Raw genomic sequence first — 17,157 nt, forward strand, 5'->3', positions numbered from 1 at the left:
ATCCAGATAATGGCGCTGCAAAGCGCCATTTGCTTTTCATAAGGTGTTTAAAATGAAGCAAAAACTCTTGGATATGCAGGGGATTGTAAAAAGCTTTTCTGGTGTGCGCGCGTTAAATGGCGTGAATATTTCTCTTGAGGCGGGAGAAATTCTTTCCTTATGTGGTGAAAATGGTTCCGGCAAATCGACCTTGATGAAGGTGTTAAGTGGTGTGTGGCCATATGGCTCTTACGAGGGTGAAATTTGGTTCGATGGTCAACAAGTTAAGGCCAATAAAATTCGTGATACTGAATCGTTAGGTATCGTGATCATTCATCAGGAGCTGGCATTAGTTAAAGAGCTAAGCGTAATGGAAAACTTGTTTCTGGGAAATGAAATGGGTAAGAGCTGGCGGCTGGATGAAGAAAGTATGTATAGCCAGGCTCGAGAGTTACTCAAGCGCGTTAAGTTATCGGTTCCACCAGATACTCTAGTGAGTGAATTGGGGGTAGGTCAGCAGCAGTTAGTGGAAATTGCCAAAGCCTTAAACAAAGAAGTGAAGCTGTTGATACTAGATGAACCGACTTCTTCGTTGACCTCACAAGAAACCGATATTTTATTAGACATAGTGCATGGCTTAAAACAACAAGGGATTGCCTGCATTTATATTTCTCACAAATTGGATGAAGTGTTAAGTCTCTCTGACTGGGTCACTGTGATTCGTGATGGTGAACATATCGCTACACAACCGGCCGCTGAGCTCACGCAAGGTGACATTATTAGCATGATGGTCGGACGTGAATTAGAAGCTTTATTTCCCCGTCAAGAACATCCTATTGGTGAGGTCATTCTGGAAGTGAAAAACGCCAATGCACGCTTATACGGGGCCAGTCGTGCGCAAGTAGAGGATGTCAGTTTTGAATTACGCGAAGGGGAAATTCTTGGTATAGCAGGCTTAATTGGCTCTGGGCGAACCGAGCTGATGCAATGCTTGTTTGGTTGCTATACCGGAGACTATTCTGTGGCCATGCGACTTCATAATCAACCTGTGCAAATAAACAGCCAGAGCGACGCTTTGGCCGCTGGGATTGCCATGGTTCCAGAAGATCGAAAAACGCATGGTATTGTTCCTATTATGTCCGTTGGACGCAATATTACTTTGCCCGTCTTGGATAGATTCACCAATGTGATTTCAGCAATAGACGAAGAGCAAGAGGGCCATGACATTGAACATTTTATTGATAAGTTGAAAGTCAAAACAGCCTCATCAGACCTTGCTATCAAACATTTGAGTGGTGGTAATCAGCAAAAAGCCATCATCGCCAAATATCTTTTAACAGAGCCGAAGATACTGATTTTGGATGAGCCGACTCGGGGGATCGATGTGGGGGCGAAATACGAAATTTATAAACTCATGTTTGAGCTGGTGAAAAGCGGGGTATCTATCATCATGGTATCTTCGGAGTTGCCTGAGGTAATTGGCATAAGTGATCGTGTCTTAGTGATGCATGAAGGTAAGTTAAAAGGCCAGTTTGATCACTTAGGATTGACCCAAGAAATGATAATGAATTGCGCAATAAAAGAAGGGATGTCGCATGCTTAAAATAATAAAAACCAGTCAATTACAACTGTTAGCCATGATCGCGGCTTTGCTATTGATCTTGGTGTTTTTTTCTATTGCGACCGAAGGGGCTTTTATTTCTTCACGTAATATATCAAACCTGATTCGTCAAACCGCTATTGTGGGGGTATTGGCCATTGGTATGGTGTTTGTGATTATCAGTGCTGAAATTGATTTGTCTGTCGGTTCCATGATGGGACTGTTAGGCGGTATCGCTGCCATTCTCGATGTGTGGTTTGATTTGCCGATTTTGCTGACTATTTTAGTGACCTTGGCAAGTGGTTTATTGTTAGGGTTATTTAATGGCTGGTGGGTAGCTTATCAAAAGGTGCCATCTTTCATTGTGACTTTGGCTGGAATGTTGGCGTTTCGCGGTATCTTAGTGGGGTTAACAGATGGTGTAACAATCGCTCCAACATCATCCGCCTTGTCAGTTATTGGTCAAAGTTATGTCCCTTCCGCTTGGGGCATCAGTGTGGTGGCGTTAATATGTCTTGGTTTACTCGCCAAAGTTTACAGTAAACGACGCGCCAAAATACGTCATCAAGTCGCGGTTCCAAGTGCGCAATTTGAATACGGTAAAGCCACTTTGGCGGTACTTGTTTTGTTAAGCCTGCTTTGGAGCTTGGAAAATTATCGTGGTATTCCCACACCAATACTCATCATGGGTGTTTTGATTTTAGTAGCGAGTTATGTGGCCAAGCGAACAGCCTTTGGACGTAGGGTTTATGCCATAGGTGGAAATATTGAAGCCAGTCGAATGTCAGGTGTAAATGTTGAGAAAACCAAAATGTGGGTGTTTGGTTTTAACGGCATTATGGTGGCTGTTGCTGCCTTGATTTTAACATCACGATTGGGGGCCGGCTCACCGGCGGCCGGTAATATGGCGGAACTTGATGCCATTGCAGCTTGTGTGATTGGTGGCACCAGTTTGGCGGGAGGAATAGGGACTGTATTTGGTGCCATTATGGGAGCCTTGATCATGGCGAGCCTAGACAATGGTATGAGTATGTTGGATGTACCCACTTTTTGGCAGTTAATTGTAAAAGGTGCCATTCTATTACTGGCTGTTTGGTTGGATGTAAAAACCAAAAAAACACAATAAAAACAATATTTCAGAATTAGGCTATTTATGTTTATCGGGATTGATCTTGGCACTTCGGGTGTCAAAGTGGTATTGATGAATGCAGCAGGCTACATTTTAGCTTCCAGTTCAGTGGCTTTAAAGGTATCACGTCCACAAGAGATGTGGTCGGAACAAGATCCTGAAGATTGGTGGCAAGCCACAGATCGAGCGATGCGAGACTTGGCCAAACAGCATAGTCTGATGGACGTACAATCATTAGGCTTTTCTGGGCAAATGCACGGCGCGACACTGTTAGATAAACAGGGTAAGGTGCTGCGTCCTGCCATCTTGTGGAATGATGGTCGCTCCTATGAGGCATGCGGCCAGTTACAAAACCGTTGTCCTGATATACAAGCCATAACGGGTAACCTTGTTATGCCAGGTTTTACTGCACCAAAACTGGTGTGGTTGCAGCAACATGAAGCGGATATTTTTGCTCAACTTGATAAGATATTGTTGCCAAAAGATTATCTTCGTTATCGTATGACAGGTGAGTTTTATACCGATGTGTCTGATGCATCCGGTACCTTGTGGCTGGATATGGAAACTCGCCAATGGAGCTCACAAGCATTAGAAGCGTGTGGATTGAATGAGACGCACATGCCGACTGTGGTGGAAGGTACAAGGGTTACTGGTCATCTCAACGAAGCGCTAGCGACCTCATGGTCAATGCCGGTTGTTCCAGTGGTCGCAGGCGCTGGAGATAATGCCGCTGGGGCAATCGGTATGGGAATTATCAAACCCAAACAAACCATGATGTCACTTGGTACTTCCGGGGTGATTTTTTCCGTGAGTGACGGTTTTGTTGCGAATCCTGCTATGGCATTGCACAGTTTTGGGCACGCTATCTCGTCAACTTGGCACAGTATGTCTGTCATGTTAAGTGCCGCCAGTTGCGTACAATGGGTAGCTGACTTGACCAAGTTTAATAGTGTACAAGAGGCATTGCAGGCGGCGGAAAGTCGCTCAAAAGAAACTTCTTGTTCGGTTATTTTCTTACCCTATTTAAGCGGTGAAAGAACCCCTCATAATGACCCTGATGCCAAAGGTGTATTTTGGGGAATGACGCATCTAACGACGGCAGCGGATTTAGTGCAAGCGGTATTAGAAGGGATTGGTTTTGCCTTATTGGATGGCTTGGATGCGGTCCGCTCAGTGCAAAGCATTGAAGACAGTATCGATGTTATTGGAGGAGGGGCACGCAGTCGTTACTGGTTACAGCTATTGGCCGATATGTTCGCTATCAAGATGGTTTATCGTGAAGGTGGTGACCTTGGCCCTGCTTTGGGCGCTGCTCGTTTGGCTGCGTTAGGGGTTGAAGGTGAAGATAAACTGTCAGAACTCTGTGCCAAGCCAAAAATCATTGAAACCTTTCTACCGGACTTAAGCCAGCAAGGCATGTGGCAAGAGAAAAGAGGCCGTTTCCAAGCCTTATATCATGCATTACGAGATATTTAGAGAGACATACCTTAGACAGAAAAAAGGAAAAGTGGGCAAAATGCTGTCTTTGGAAGTATGCTTTATGACTAATAATAAAAATAAAGTAAGGGATGCTTCGTTATGTTTGAAAAACGTTATCGACTTAATTTGGTTTTCAATGCTAACAAAGTTTATGACCGTCAGGTGATTGAAGGCATAGGGGAATATTTACAAGCAGCACAATGCGATTGGGATGTGTATTTCGAGGATGATTTTCGTAGCCGCTTAGATGGCCTGAAGTATTGGCAAGGTGATGGCATCATCGCCGATTTTGATAATCCTGAGGTAGAAGAGTCACTTAAAGAAACGGATATACCTACGGTCGCTGTGGGAGGTTCTTATCAACGTAAGGAAGATTATCCCAGATTGCCCTATGTAGCGACCGATAATGCTGCTTTGGTCAGCAGTGCCTACCAACACTTAAAACGAAAAGGGCTTAGCCATTTTGGTTTTTATGGTGTTCCAGCCAACAAATATCATCGCTGGTCAAGTGAAAGACAACATACTTTTGTTGAACAAGTAGCCTGTGATGGTTTTCAACCTTACGTATATGAAGGGTATTTGACTTCAACACAACTTTGGGAAACAGCTCAACAGGGCTTAGAGAATTGGCTTAATGATTTACCCAAGCCGATTGGTATTATTGCGGTGACGGATTCCCGGGCCAGACATCTTCTACAGGTCTGCGATCATTTAAACATCATGGTGCCTGAGCAGGTGTCCATCATAGGGATAGACAATGAAAATATGGCGCGTTATCTCAATCGTACAGCCTTATCATCAGTAGAGCAGGGATGTAAGCAAATGGGTTATGAAGCAGCAAAAATATTACATAGGATGTTGTTGGGCTATAGCCAGAATAAAAGCCTAGTGTTGGTTAATCCAAATGGTGTACAAGAGAGGCAATCCTCTGATTTTCGAGCCTTGCGCGATCCTTATGTGATTCAAGCCATGCATTATATTCGACACAATGCTTGCCGGGGCGTTAAAGTTGCTCAAGTGGTTGATTATATTGGTATTTCACGAACTAATCTGGAATCACGCTTTGTCGATGAAATGGGCTGTTCAATGCACGAGCAATTGCATATGACAAAATTCTCTCGGGCATGCGAATTAATTTGTTCCACCAATTTACCTTTTGATGAAATTGCCCGTACCTGTGGTTATCCTTCAGTGCAATATTTGTATACGGTATCGCGCAAAAATTTAGGTATGACACCAAAAGAATATCGAGTCTCCAGTCGTTTGCAGAAAGAAGACTCGTAATTTTACTGTGTAGAATTTATCGTAATCAATGCCTAGTTTTTAGGGGAACGTATATAGGAATGCAGCAGGTTTTCAAGCATTTCTTGGCGACCTGATACAGGTTGTGGGTTGATATTGTGGGTTTCAGCATATTCAGCCACTTGTGACAAGGTCATCTTTCCATGCAGAAGCTGTTCACCTAAAGTTTGTGACCAAGCTTGGTAGCGATCTTTTATCATGGTTTCTAAGCTTGCTTCTTGGAGCATAGCGGCGGCATTTTGCAAGGCCAATGCTAAGGTGTCCATGGCGCCAATGTGGCCGTGGAAAAGGTCTTCTAGATCGATTGATTGTCGACGTAATTTGGTATCAAACATATAACCACCGGTTTTGAAACCACCAGCCTTGAGGATTTCGTAAGTCGCTAAGGTGTACTCTTCAACACTGGTTGGATATTGATCCGTGTCCCAGCCCAGTTGGGCGTCGCCCTGATTGGCATCAATGGAACCAAAAATGCCTAATGCGCAAGCGGTGGCGATTTCATGATGGAAGCTATGGCCCGCTAGGGTGGCGTGATTGGCTTCAATATTAACTTTGATTTCTTTTTCTAGATCAAATTCTTTTAAAAATCCAAAGACGGTGGCGGTATCATAATCGTATTGATGCTTAGTTGGTTCAGCAGGCTTGGGTTCGATCAGAATGGTGCCTTGAAAGCCTATCTTATGCTTGTGTTCCACCACCATTTGCATAAAACGTCCAAGTTGTTGGCGTTCTCGCTTTAGGTCTGTGTTAAGCAAAGTTTCATAGCCTTCCCGTCCTCCCCAGAGTACGTAGTTTTCCCCTTTTAATCTATGAGTTGCCTGCATGGCATGACACACTTGCGTCGCGGCATAGGCAAATATTTCCGGGTTCGGATTAGAGGCAGCACCTGACATATATCTTGGATGGGAAAAGACATTGGCGGTCCCCCATAATAGTTTCATGCCTGTAGTGGCTTGCTTTTCTTCTAACACATCTTGCATGTGCGCAAAGTTATTAATGTACTCACCTATGTTATTGCCTTCTGGTGAGACATCGACATCATGAAAACTGTAATAGGGAATGCCTAATTTGCTGAAGAATTCAAAAGCGGCATCGGCTTTTTGTTTGGCTGCTTGCATTTCATTATCTGTCTTATACCAAGGACGTTGAAAGGTGTTTGCGCCGAACACGTCACTGCCTTGCCAACAGAAATTATGCCAATAACAAGCTGCCATTCTTAGGTGTTCCGACATGCTTTTCCCCATGACAATTTTATTGGCGTCATAATGTTTAAAGGCAAATGGATTTTTAGATTGAGCACCTTCGTAACGAATAGGTGAAATATTGGGGAAGTATTCCGTCATGTGACTCTCCTAATTTTTGTTGTTGTTTTAGGTTTCATCTTGTCGGCATTGTGAAGACGCAGCAATTACGAAATTTGTTGTGGCCTTTATAGATTTGCGCAGTGTTGAAATAGCGATAGTGTGTGATGAAAAAAAGATTTATGAAATGCTGTTTTATTTATTGTAAGATGGTTGAAAGCCATTCCTATTTCCAAGAGCTGTCAAAAATTGAGTCTTGTTGCAAAAGATAATGTCACTAAAAATGTTTCATTAGCTTGGCCTCTGGCCTTAAATTCGCTGCTGGTACAATCCATGGTGCTAGTTGATGTCATGCTGGTGGCTGGGCTGGGAGAAGTGTCTGTGGCTGGTTTGGGCTTGGCTTCTGCTATTTTGGCCTTGCTGATTGGCACTCAGTATGCCTTAGCCAATGGTACTCAATTAATACTGGCAAGAGCCTTTGGTGCCGAAGACGGTCGTAAAATCGCCAACAGCTTATTCATTGGTTGGATCATAAACCTAGGTTTGACCTTGCTCACCAGTTTTTCTCTCATATTATCCATCGATATATTGCTACCTATATTAGTGGATGACCTTCTGGTGGCAGAACAAGCCTCATCCTATCTGCATGTCAGCGCTTTTATGCTATTAGCATCATCTTGTGCGCAAGTGATGATTGCTTTTTTTAATGGAAGTGGGAAAACACGCTTACCCCTTTATGGTTATGGCATTGAGATTCCTATTAATATTTTGCTCAGTTGGAGCTTAATATATGGGCATTATGGCTTACCTGAAATGGGCTTGCAGGGCGCTGCGGTGGGCAGCTTAGTGGCGGTTCTGATTCGTGTGCTGTATTTGTCTTGGCAACTTGGTAGGCAGGCAAATGTATCAATAAAGTTTGCCAAACAAGATATAAAGGCGCAGCAGATTTGGCGACATTTGGTCGAAATTTCCCCTATTGCTGCCAATTTTATTACGCTTGCTTCAGGGGTTATGCTGCATCAAATTTTATTCGCTCAGTTGGATATATATTCCTTTGCAGCCATCACTTTGGTGATGCCTTGGATGCAAATGGGAGCGCAATTTGTTACCTCCTGGGCGCTTGCCACATCCATTAATATTAGTCAGCTTAGAGGACAAAATCAGCCACATTTGATTCCCGGATTTGTTAGGGACGCGGTGCGTATTATCTTATTGTTGGGCATGCTTTTGTGTGGGATTTTTATTGCTTTTGGTGAAAGTCTGGGGTGGATTTACCCAAATTTAGCCCCCGCGACGTTACGAGCATTGGAAGTGATTGCTCCGATTTATATCTTGATTCCATTGGTGCGTACTTATAATGGTTTGTGTGGCCATTCTCTTCGTGCTCTGGGCCACAGCGTGACAGTGTTGCAGATTCACTTTGTTACTCAATGGATTATTGGTTTGCCATATCTGGCGTTGATGGTGTATTGGCAGGCGCCACTGTGGGCGATTTTTGGTTCTATTTTGTTAGAAGAGTGCTTGAAAGTGTATTTCTTCCGTAAGCACTTACAAAGAGAACTCATGTCTCTTTGTAAGCCAGCCTGATACTTATTTGGTTGGGACTGGTGTGTTAACCGAAGCGCTTTTCTAAATAACGGATAATTTCCGACGATTCGTACATCCAAGTGACTTGTCCCGCTTTTTCTATGCGTAAACAAGGTACTTTTACTTGTCCTCCACCTTCTAAGAGGGCCTGTCTGTGTTCGGAGCCTTCTGTGGCGTTGCGCTTTTCGATAGGCAAATTTAGCTTATAAAGAGCGCGACGAGTTTTTATACAAAAAGGATAAGCAAAAAATTGATAAAGGACTAAATTTTGTGAAGCCTTATCTACTTCAGTTTGTGCTTCAGTTGAACGTTTTAGATTACGGCCACGTGTTGCGAGATCGGCAATGGCGATAATGATGCCCAATAGATTACGGACGATTTTTAGGAAGAATTTCATAATGGATCTTTCAGCTGAAAATAAGGTGACATTATATCCATTGTGAATTTTGCTGAAAGTGCTAAACAGGCAATTTTTTAGTGTTATTTTAAAGGGCGTTAAGTGTCTTTTTTGATGTTTGTACCTTTCCTAAGCCTATTAAAAAACACACAAAGTAGTGAAATATAAATGGCTGTAATTTGACTTGTTACAAGAAGATACTCTTCCAAAAGGAATAGTATTGGTGTTATTTGCAGGGAAACATCATATTTATGCAAATCTTGCTATCCGCTCTTCCTATTCTTTTACTGATATGGCTAATGACCAAACGCTCTCCTTGGCCAGCCCATATTGCCTTGCCATTTACCGCCTTGCTGGTGGCGTTAGTACAAGTATTTTCCTTCCAAGCAGATATTCTTTTAATGTTAGCAAATGCCATCGCTGGTGTTTTGGCAGTGTTGACACCAATCTCCATTGTGGCTGGAGCCATCCTACTAAACCGTATCTTGTATTACTCTGGCGCGGAAGCGCATTTGAGCGCATGGTTAAAAACCATCAGTGATAATGATATTGCGCAATTGATGATTATAGGTTGGGCGTTTGCTTTTATGATTGAAGGAGCTTCCGGTTTCGGTACACCTGCTGCCATCGCGGCTCCTATACTAGTAGGATTGGGTTTTCCTGTATTGCGTGTGGCAATACTCACCTTAACCATGAACTCTATTCCTGTGTCTTTTGGCGCGGTAGGAACCCCACTTTGGTTTGGTCTAAGTGGTTTGAATTTAACCACGGACATGATGACTGAAATCGCTTCTCTGACAGCCTTACTAAACACGTTAGCCGCTTTCGTCGTACCTATTATCGCACTGAGTTTTGTCGTGACTTGGAAGTACATATGGCGTAACTCTGTGTTTATTATTTTGAGTATATTGTCCTGTACTTTACCCTATTACTTTGTCGCCCAATGGAATTATGAGTTTCCAGCTTTGATTGGTGGCGCAGTGGGACTAATACTGAGTATAGGCTTGGCAAAATTGGGCATTGGTTTAGTCAAGCAGCCTGATGAAACTTTTGATAAGAAGCACTTGTCAAACCTACAATTGATCAAAGTTATTACACCTTTCACATTGCTCATAATTGTTTTGGTGGTGACTCGCTTACCGCAATTGCCATTCAAAAGCTGGTTGAATGATGTCACCCCCATGTGGAGCAGCTTTATTGGCATAGGGCAGTTTGAGATCAGTCGAGCCTTGGTGTTAAGTGTCACTGATATACTGACTACTCAGGTAAGTTGGCAATATAAAAGTTTGTATGTTCCAGCACTGATTCCTTTTGTTTTGGTGGTTTTGATCTGTATACCCTTGTATCACATGTCTCGTCAGCAAGTATTCATGGCGATATCGGATACCTTTAAAAGATTATTACTGCCTTGCCTGTCTTTAATCGGTGCTTTGGTGATGGTCAATCTTATGATGCAGGGAGACAATGAGTCACCGATGAATATATTGGCGAATGGCTTTGCTCAATTACTTGGAGGTAGTTGGTTGTATGCCGCAGCTTGGTTAGGAGCGCTTGGGTCCTTTTTTTCTGGTTCGGCGACTGTCTCAAATTTAACCTTTAGTGGTATTCAGTACGCTATTGCTGAGAAGGTAGGACTACCAGTTAGTGTGATTTTAGCCTTGCAATCTGTGGGGGCAGCAATGGGCAATATGGTATGCATTAATAACATTATTGCAGTGTCGACGATTTTAGGCTTTGCGAATAAGGAAGGCGTCATTATTAAACGAACAATTTTGCCTATGCTTGCTTATGGTCTAATCGCTGGGGGAGTTGCATGGTGTCTTTTGAGGTGAAGATATGGTTAGGGTATTTGTTTATGGCACATTAAAAGAAGGGTTTCCCAACTTTCACCTCAATCATGGAAAACGCTTAGATGGTGATTTTGTCACTCAACAGAGTTTCCCTTTGTATTTGATTGGTGAACGTCATTCACCTTGGTTAATGCTTTCTGCAGGTCTTGGGCATCCCATAAAAGGACAAGTATTTTCGGTTTCAGATGAAATTTTAGCAGCAATGGATAAGCTGGAGCGGTGTGATCAGGCTAATGGATATAAAAGGGTGACGGTGCAAGTGATGTGTCTGCAAACAGGCAATGTATTAGAAGTCTATATGTATGGTAAGCCTAGTATCTTGCTTGATATTAAAGAGATCAAAGCAGAGTTGCACGGTGAATACGGGCAAGAACATGCGCGTTTGTATCGTTCAAGGTCTTTATAACTTAGTAAAAAAACAAGGCCAGCGGATAGCGGCCTTGTTTTCTGCGGATGAAAGACAGAAATTATGCGTCCGTCTTTTTCTCTGCTTGCTGTTTTTCTAGACGTTTTTCCCAGAAGTCAGCACCCTTAATGCCTAGGGCTTTTGGATCAAAAGTATAGTCAGTAACGCCACGAGCTTTTTGATTTTCGTAGTCTTTAAGCGCTTTCATGGTTGGTTGTGCCATGAAGAAAATCAGTAAAATACCAACAATGTTAAGCCAAGCCATTAAGCCAACACCAACGTCACCCAAGTTCCAGATGTAACCCGCTGTGTTTACTGTACCGTATGCCACCATAAACATAATTAATAGTTTTACTAGGGTCAGTGAAATATTCATGTTTAAGGCACGGCGAAGGTAAGCTACGTTGGTTTCTGCAATATAGTAGTAGGCCAAAATAGTGGTGAAAGCGAAGAAGAACAAAGCAATACCAACAAAGGCAGAACCTGTGTGCCCAAATACACTTGCTAATGCCATTTGAGTAAAGGCTGGTGAAGCGATGATAGTTGACGCATCCACATTTTGTACGATGAACTGACCTTCTGATAGTGTACCTTGTACATTGTACTGTTGTGTGATCAAGATCATTAAAGCGGTAGCCGTACAGATGAACAAAGTGTCCACGTATACAGAGAAAGCTTGTACTAGACCTTGCTGTGCAGGGTGCTGAACTTCTGCTGCTGCGGCCGCATGTGGGCCAGTACCTTGACCTGCTTCGTTAGAATACACACCACGTTTTACCCCCCAACCAATGGCCGCACCAAAACCCGCTTGAGCGGTGAAAGCATCGGAAATGATCAAGCTAAAAATGCCTGGTACTTTATCAAGGTTTAGGAAAACAATGATTAATGCCATGATGATGTAACCCATCGCCATGAAAGGCACAATGACTTGCGTGAAGTTAGCGATGCGTTTGATGCCACCAAAGATGATGAAAGCCAAAACCACAAGGATAACAGCCAAGGCTAATAGCTTAGTAGAACCTACTTCACCAAATGAGCTGGTGACCATAGTACCCTCGCCAAAGACTTGCGTTACTGCATTACCTACAGAGTTAGCTTGGATACCTGGTAAGAAAATACCACAGGCAATGATAGAAGACAGGGCAAACAAGACTCCTAACCAGCGCCAGCCTAGGCAACGTTCAAAGTAGTAAGCAGGGCCACCTCGGTATTGACCGTTTTCGCTGACTTTGTAAATCTGACCTAAGGTCGATTCTGCGTAGGCTGTGCTGGCGCCTAAGAAGGCCACAACCCACATCCAGAACACGGCACCAGGGCCACCAAATCCAATGGCGGCTGCAACACCGGCAATGTTACCTGTACCAACACGACCTGATAGTGATACCGCCAAAGCTTGGAAAGAAGAAATACCTTTTTCAGAGGTATTACCGTTAAACAGTAAAGTCCACATTTCTTTAAAATGGCGAACTTGCGCAAAACGCGTCAGAATTGAGTAGAAAAGACCTGCGCCAAGGCAGAGATAGATTAAGGCTGGGCTCCAAATGATACCGTTCAGGAAATCAATGAATGCTTGCATAGTAAATCCTCGAGTATAAGCTCGGTGAGCTTTTTTTAGTTGTTATATTCCTGATGAAGAAGCAAAGCTTGTGGCTTTTTTTCTTCGTACTAAGTGTGCGCACTAAAATTCATAAGTAAGTTTCTTAACATTAAGAAAGTGTGTGCACCTTAGTGGGGCAAATTTACCATGATTGCCAAAATTAGGCTATTTAATAGGAGCTAAAAATGCCTTTAATAAAAAAATCCCGCCCCCAAAATGGGGGACGGGATATAAGGCGGGAGTGCCTTAAAGAATATGAAGTGAGACACTTTGTATCGACTAGATAATCAAACTAATGGCATCTAATAGATACAGGTCGAACATGCCTTCTGGATAGTCAACATGCATAATACGACCCAAGGTTACCAAGAAGATAACCAGACACACGGCGATGGTGCTGGACTTCAGGTAAGAGGCTTTGGCGATCACACGCAAGAACACCAAAGAAAATACGAAAGTAGTGCAAATAAAACCAAACAAGTAATAGCAATATGCAATACCAAAGAAACCGGCGATGTATACCAAATTGGCAGTTAACTGAGCGGGAACCAAAGGATGTTTTTCTCGCACAGCTTTAATCGCCACCATAATTACAGAGAAGAGAACAATAGCAATAGCAATAATAGGGAAAGAGCGCGTTAACTCTGCCATGTTCCATACGTCGTATAAAGCATAGCCTGCGCACACAGCTAAGATAGCCATGATACCGTAATCGGCTAATGACATGGTTTGTTGCTCATCTTCTACAGGAGCAACGGCTTTTTCCGCTTCACTGGCTTGCGCCAATTTTGCTGCTTTACGTTTCTTCAAAACTGGTGGTAGAACAAAACCTATGATGATAAGTGCCGCAATAATCAAGACACCGGGACGGAAGAACCAAGAGGTTCCGTAGAACTGGATGCTCTGGAAGAAGTAGTTTTCAGCTCCTGAAGACAATACAAAACCAATCAGAAAAGCAGGGCGAGGCCAGTTTGCCCCTTTCATCAGAATACCAAGGCTTGCTACCACGCCAAGTAAAATGAAGTCACCTAAACTGCGAGTTGCTTGATAAGCGGCAAACAGGATAAGGGTTAAAATAATAGGAGTTAATACAGAGAACTTGATGTAAGTTAACAATGAAATTGGACGCGTAAAGCAAATACAGAAAATAGCGCCCAAAATGTTAGCCATCGCCAATGACCAGATAATGGTATAAGTCAGGTCTAGGTGCGTGGAGATCATAGATACGCCTGGCTGGATGCCAAGTAATAACATGCCACCAAGGAAAACCGCCGCTGAACCAGAACCTGGTACACCAAATAAGATGGTAGGAATCATACTCCCCGAAGCACAGGCATTGTTTGCTGACTCTGGTGCGATAACACCACGGATTTCCCCTTTACCAAACTGCGAAGTGTCTTTGCTTGAATTTAAAGCAAAGCTGTAAGTCATCCAGTCAACCACAGAGCCACCTAAACCAGGAATGGCACCGATCAAACTACCAAAAACAGATGATTTACCGACCAGTGGTAAATTGGCAAATACGTCTTTAAAACCTTGACCTAGGCCATGACCTAGCTTGTTTTTTGCTGATGCAATGGCGGTATCTTTTACCAATAGACTAACAATTTCAGGTAAGGCAAAAATACCCAAACCCACAATCACAAGTGGAATGCCGTCGTACAGATAATCAATGTCTAAAGTAAAACGGAATTCACCGGTGGCAGGTGCACCACCAATGGTACCAACCAATAAGCCAAATCCACATGCTGCTAACCCCTTGTATAGGTTACGGCCAGATAAGGCAGCCACAACGCTTAAGCCTAATAGAGTCAACATGAATAACTCGGCTGACGAGAAAGCCAATACCACAGGACGAGCAACAAGTATAAATACGCTGAGCACAATTGCCCCCACTACGCCACCTATCATGGAAGATAAGAAGGCAGCAGCGAGAGCACGTGCAGCTTGACCTTTTTTGGCTAATGGGAAGCCGTCCATCACAGTTGCTTGTGATGAACTAGAGCCTGGAATACCCATTAGGACAGAGGTAAAGGTATCCCCTGTCGGAATTACGGCGACAAGTCCCATCAGCATGCCGAGACCTACGGCAGGTTCCATCCCATACAAAAAAGGCAAGAGTAAAGACATTCCGGCAATACCGCCTAGCCCAGGAATAATCCCCACGACTAAGCCGACCAAGACACCCGTAATTAAGTAGGTGAGATGGCCAATAGACAGTATTTGATCCAGGGCGCTGAGGAACTCAATCATTAATAATAACTCCTAAAACCAGATTACAGTGTGTAATCGAATTTTGTTTTCAACCATTGCGCAACCCATTGGTATAGCTCTGGTGAAATGTTAAGCGCTTCGCTTAGGTGTTGTGCAGCATCAATACCTTCCACGTTAGTGTAAGGACCTACTTGAACAGCAGATTCTTCGATGAAAGTAGGATCTTTCAACATTGCGTTGATGCCTTTACGGTATGCTGCAATCACATCGCTTGGTGTTTCAGCAGGAATAAAGATAACTTTCTGGAAAGCAAAACCAGCCGCTAGGAACTTAGAGTAGGCATCGTAAGCTTGACCAGAAGGTTGTTTACCGTACTTCTGGATATACACTTCTTGGAAAGTGGGAAGATTTGGGAAGGCAGGATCACGTACCACTTTGCCTTCTTTGTTTAGTACACCTAGCGAGAATAATGGCACTGCTTTGTCGTTATTTACTAGGTCAACAACTGAGTTCAAGTAAGCAGAAGAGGTTTGGAAGTCAATTTTGGCTTCACCACGTTCAAAAGCCAGACGACCAGCACCACGGCTCTTCATACCAAATACAGGTTTAACGTCCAATCCAAGCATTTCGAAGGCGATCAACACAGGCAACTCAAGACGAGTAGGACCTTGTGAACCAAATGGTAGTGTTACACCATCAAGCTTGTCTATGTCTGCTGCAGATTTAACACCTAGATTTGGTTGTACATAAACAACGCCGCCAGTTGGGCTGGCCATTAGAGGCACCCATTTGTCGAAGTTATAACGTACACGTTTATCGCCTAACATGAATGGGAAAAGAGTAGAGGCAGATGTCCCTAGAATGTCTTGACCATTTTCTTTAGCGCGCTTGTAAAACAAGTTAGTACCTGTGATAGAACCACCACCAGGTTGGTTTTTGATGACAACCGTTGGGTTACCTTCAAGGTTTTTACTTAAATGAGGGGCAATAAAACGTGCCCAAACATCCGTACCACCACCCACACCAAATGGGATGGTCCAGTTAATGGTAGAAGGAAGCTCAGCTTCGTTTGCTTGTAATGGAGCAGATACTAAACAACTGAAAGACAGGAGAGAAGCACCTAATAGCGTAGAAAGTTTTTTCATCGAATTTATCCTTTCTTGTTTTTATGACTAATCAATACCAATACTTATCAGTATTGAAACGGTTAATTTAGATATACTGTGCCGGACAGTATTTTCTTCGCTGTGCGTATCAGTGATACGCTGTTTAATGCTGATGGTTCATCTTCCTTGCGTTGAGCAGTCAGCTCTATCGTTCCTGATGGATGCTCTAATGTGAAAAAGGATGCATTAGCCTTTTCACCAATTAGTTTTGACGCCACAGTGCCCGGTAAGCAGCAAGCGGTAACAATGGCGATACTACCTGTTACTGCTAATGCTTTATGGCACTTGTGGGGCACAAAATAGCGCGCGCAAACTGTGCCGCCCTGATTAGCAGGGGACAGCAAAATAGGTTTAGGAATGACGGAGTCTGAGACATCCCCCATGCCCATTAACTGGCCAGCTTGCAGGCGAATGTTTTCCAAGCGAGACATAAATTCGTGATCTTCATCTAATTCGGCTGGTGTTTCATGACCAGACTTGCCAAGGTCTGCCGCATTGATGATTACCACTGGTGTGGCGGCGTCGATACAAGTCACTTCAACCGAATCAATTAGATTGGTCTTCTCACCTGTTGGTAATAACTTGCCTGTTTTGGCACCTTCCACATCCAAAAAGGTCAATTCGATGGGAGCGCCTGGTGAGTTGGTACCACTGATGGTAATGTCACCCCTGTATTCTACTTGGCGGTTCGGGGTTTGAACTGTTGAATAAATGATTTTTCCTGTATTCAAATTGTGAATACGCACAGTGGTCTTGCCTTCTTGTGCTGGAAACAAACCTGTTTCGATTGCGTAAGGCGCAACGCCTGCAAGCATGTTGCCGCAGTTTGGAGAGAAGTCGACTTTTTGTTCAATAATACCCACTTGTGCAAACAAGTAATCTACGTCTGCATCAGGATGCGTCGAAGGACCAACCATCGCCACTTTACTGGTTAGGCTGTTACTGCCGCCAATACCATCAAGCTGAAGTTCATGGCCTGACCCCATGATCTTCATTAAAACCTCTGCACATGCCTCTCTGTCTTCAGGCAAATCAGAAATATTTAAATAAGGGCCTCGAGATGTGCCGCCACGCATTATCATGCATGAAATGGTTTGAGACATTGAGATTAACCTTTATTGTTGTTTGATCTTGCCGCCTAAGGTCTCAC

13 protein-coding genes are annotated in these 17,157 nt (G+C 43.5%); 7 read left to right on the forward strand and 6 right to left on the reverse strand.

The features are described from left to right. Positions 1-52 precede the first annotated feature (52 nt). From ABXS85_RS00660 to ABXS85_RS00675, 4 genes are all read left to right on the forward strand, one after another. Entirely contained in the window at positions 53-1,582 is a 1,530-nt protein-coding gene (locus tag ABXS85_RS00660; protein WP_353668120.1) for a xylose ABC transporter ATP-binding protein, read from the forward strand. After that, positions 1,575-2,705: a sugar ABC transporter permease gene (locus tag ABXS85_RS00665; protein ID WP_353668121.1), complete on the forward strand. Its 1,131-nt coding sequence runs from the start codon at positions 1,575-1,577 to the stop codon at positions 2,703-2,705. Before ABXS85_RS00660 ends, ABXS85_RS00665 begins: the two co-directional genes overlap by 8 nt. A 27-nt stretch (positions 2,706-2,732) precedes the next feature. Further along, positions 2,733-4,184: a xylulokinase gene (xylB, locus tag ABXS85_RS00670; RefSeq protein ID WP_353668122.1), complete on the forward strand. Its 1,452-nt coding sequence runs from the start codon at positions 2,733-2,735 to the stop codon at positions 4,182-4,184. Positions 4,185-4,286: 102 nt separating this feature from the next. Continuing rightward, positions 4,287-5,471, forward strand: a complete 1,185-nt coding sequence (locus ABXS85_RS00675; protein WP_353668123.1) for a DNA-binding transcriptional regulator — start codon at positions 4,287-4,289, stop codon at positions 5,469-5,471. Between the two features lie 32 nt (positions 5,472-5,503). On the opposite strand, the gene xylA is transcribed toward ABXS85_RS00675, so the two are convergent. Beyond that, entirely contained in the window at positions 5,504-6,832 is a 1,329-nt protein-coding gene (gene xylA / locus ABXS85_RS00680) for a xylose isomerase (RefSeq protein ID WP_353668124.1), read from the reverse strand. A 207-nt stretch (positions 6,833-7,039) separates the two neighbouring features. On the opposite strand from xylA, the gene ABXS85_RS00685 reads away from it, so the two are divergent. Further along, positions 7,040-8,377 (forward strand): MATE family efflux transporter, encoded by a 1,338-nt coding sequence (locus tag ABXS85_RS00685; protein ID WP_353668125.1) that lies wholly within the window; start codon positions 7,040-7,042, stop codon positions 8,375-8,377. Between the two features lie 25 nt (positions 8,378-8,402). On the opposite strand, the gene ABXS85_RS00690 is transcribed toward ABXS85_RS00685, so the two are convergent. Then, positions 8,403-8,774 (reverse strand): glutathione S-transferase N-terminal domain-containing protein, encoded by a 372-nt coding sequence (locus tag ABXS85_RS00690; RefSeq protein ID WP_353668126.1) that lies wholly within the window; start codon positions 8,772-8,774, stop codon positions 8,403-8,405. 251 nt (positions 8,775-9,025) lie between these two features. On the opposite strand from ABXS85_RS00690, the gene ABXS85_RS00695 reads away from it, so the two are divergent. Together ABXS85_RS00695 and ABXS85_RS00700 are read left to right on the forward strand one after the other, a co-directional pair. Further along, positions 9,026-10,606: an L-lactate permease gene (locus ABXS85_RS00695; RefSeq protein WP_353668127.1), complete on the forward strand. Its 1,581-nt coding sequence runs from the start codon at positions 9,026-9,028 to the stop codon at positions 10,604-10,606. Between the two features lie 4 nt (positions 10,607-10,610). Next, positions 10,611-11,030 (forward strand): gamma-glutamylcyclotransferase family protein, encoded by a 420-nt coding sequence (locus tag ABXS85_RS00700; RefSeq protein ID WP_353668128.1) that lies wholly within the window; start codon positions 10,611-10,613, stop codon positions 11,028-11,030. A gap of 61 nt (positions 11,031-11,091) precedes the next feature. Here the strand turns inward: ABXS85_RS00700 and ABXS85_RS00705 are convergent, their stop codons facing one another. From ABXS85_RS00705 to ABXS85_RS00720, 4 genes are all read right to left on the reverse strand, one after another. Further along, positions 11,092-12,606 carry an alanine/glycine:cation symporter family protein gene (locus ABXS85_RS00705; protein ID WP_353668129.1) on the reverse strand — a complete coding sequence of 505 codons (1,515 nt, stop codon included), beginning with the start codon at positions 12,604-12,606 and terminating at the stop codon, positions 11,092-11,094. Between the two features lie 300 nt (positions 12,607-12,906). Then, positions 12,907-14,880 carry a tripartite tricarboxylate transporter permease gene (locus ABXS85_RS00710; RefSeq protein WP_353668130.1) on the reverse strand — a complete coding sequence of 658 codons (1,974 nt, stop codon included), beginning with the start codon at positions 14,878-14,880 and terminating at the stop codon, positions 12,907-12,909. Positions 14,881-14,903: 23 nt separating this feature from the next. Next, positions 14,904-15,986: a tricarboxylate transporter gene (locus ABXS85_RS00715; protein WP_353668131.1), complete on the reverse strand. Its 1,083-nt coding sequence runs from the start codon at positions 15,984-15,986 to the stop codon at positions 14,904-14,906. Positions 15,987-16,048: 62 nt separating this feature from the next. After that, the gene (locus ABXS85_RS00720; protein ID WP_353668132.1) at positions 16,049-17,110 is read right to left on the reverse strand and encodes a 4-oxalomesaconate tautomerase; all 1,062 of its coding nucleotides are present in this window, start codon (positions 17,108-17,110) and stop codon (positions 16,049-16,051) included. Positions 17,111-17,157: the final 47 nt, after the last annotated feature.

The sequence above is a fragment of the Marinomonas sp. THO17 genome (assembly GCF_040436405.1).
Classification (GTDB): Bacteria; Pseudomonadota; Gammaproteobacteria; order Pseudomonadales; family Marinomonadaceae; genus Marinomonas.

Coding starts and splice junctions, on each gene's coding strand:
- ABXS85_RS00710 (WP_353668130.1), bottom strand. CDS start 14,880: ATGATTGAGTTCCTCAGCGCCCTGGATCAAATACTGTCTATTGGCCAT.
- ABXS85_RS00690 (WP_353668126.1), bottom strand. CDS start 8,774: ATGAAATTCTTCCTAAAAATCGTCCGTAATCTATTGGGCATCATTATC.
- ABXS85_RS00695 (WP_353668127.1), top strand. CDS start 9,026: ATGCAAATCTTGCTATCCGCTCTTCCTATTCTTTTACTGATATGGCTA.
- ABXS85_RS00700 (WP_353668128.1), top strand. CDS start 10,611: ATGGTTAGGGTATTTGTTTATGGCACATTAAAAGAAGGGTTTCCCAAC.
- ABXS85_RS00720 (WP_353668132.1), bottom strand. CDS start 17,110: ATGTCTCAAACCATTTCATGCATGATAATGCGTGGCGGCACATCTCGA.
- ABXS85_RS00660 (WP_353668120.1), top strand. CDS start 53: ATGAAGCAAAAACTCTTGGATATGCAGGGGATTGTAAAAAGCTTTTCT.
- ABXS85_RS00675 (WP_353668123.1), top strand. CDS start 4,287: ATGTTTGAAAAACGTTATCGACTTAATTTGGTTTTCAATGCTAACAAA.
- ABXS85_RS00705 (WP_353668129.1), bottom strand. CDS start 12,606: ATGCAAGCATTCATTGATTTCCTGAACGGTATCATTTGGAGCCCAGCC.
- xylB (WP_353668122.1), top strand. CDS start 2,733: ATGTTTATCGGGATTGATCTTGGCACTTCGGGTGTCAAAGTGGTATTG.
- ABXS85_RS00665 (WP_353668121.1), top strand. CDS start 1,575: ATGCTTAAAATAATAAAAACCAGTCAATTACAACTGTTAGCCATGATC.
- ABXS85_RS00715 (WP_353668131.1), bottom strand. CDS start 15,986: ATGAAAAAACTTTCTACGCTATTAGGTGCTTCTCTCCTGTCTTTCAGT.
- xylA (WP_353668124.1), bottom strand. CDS start 6,832: ATGACGGAATACTTCCCCAATATTTCACCTATTCGTTACGAAGGTGCT.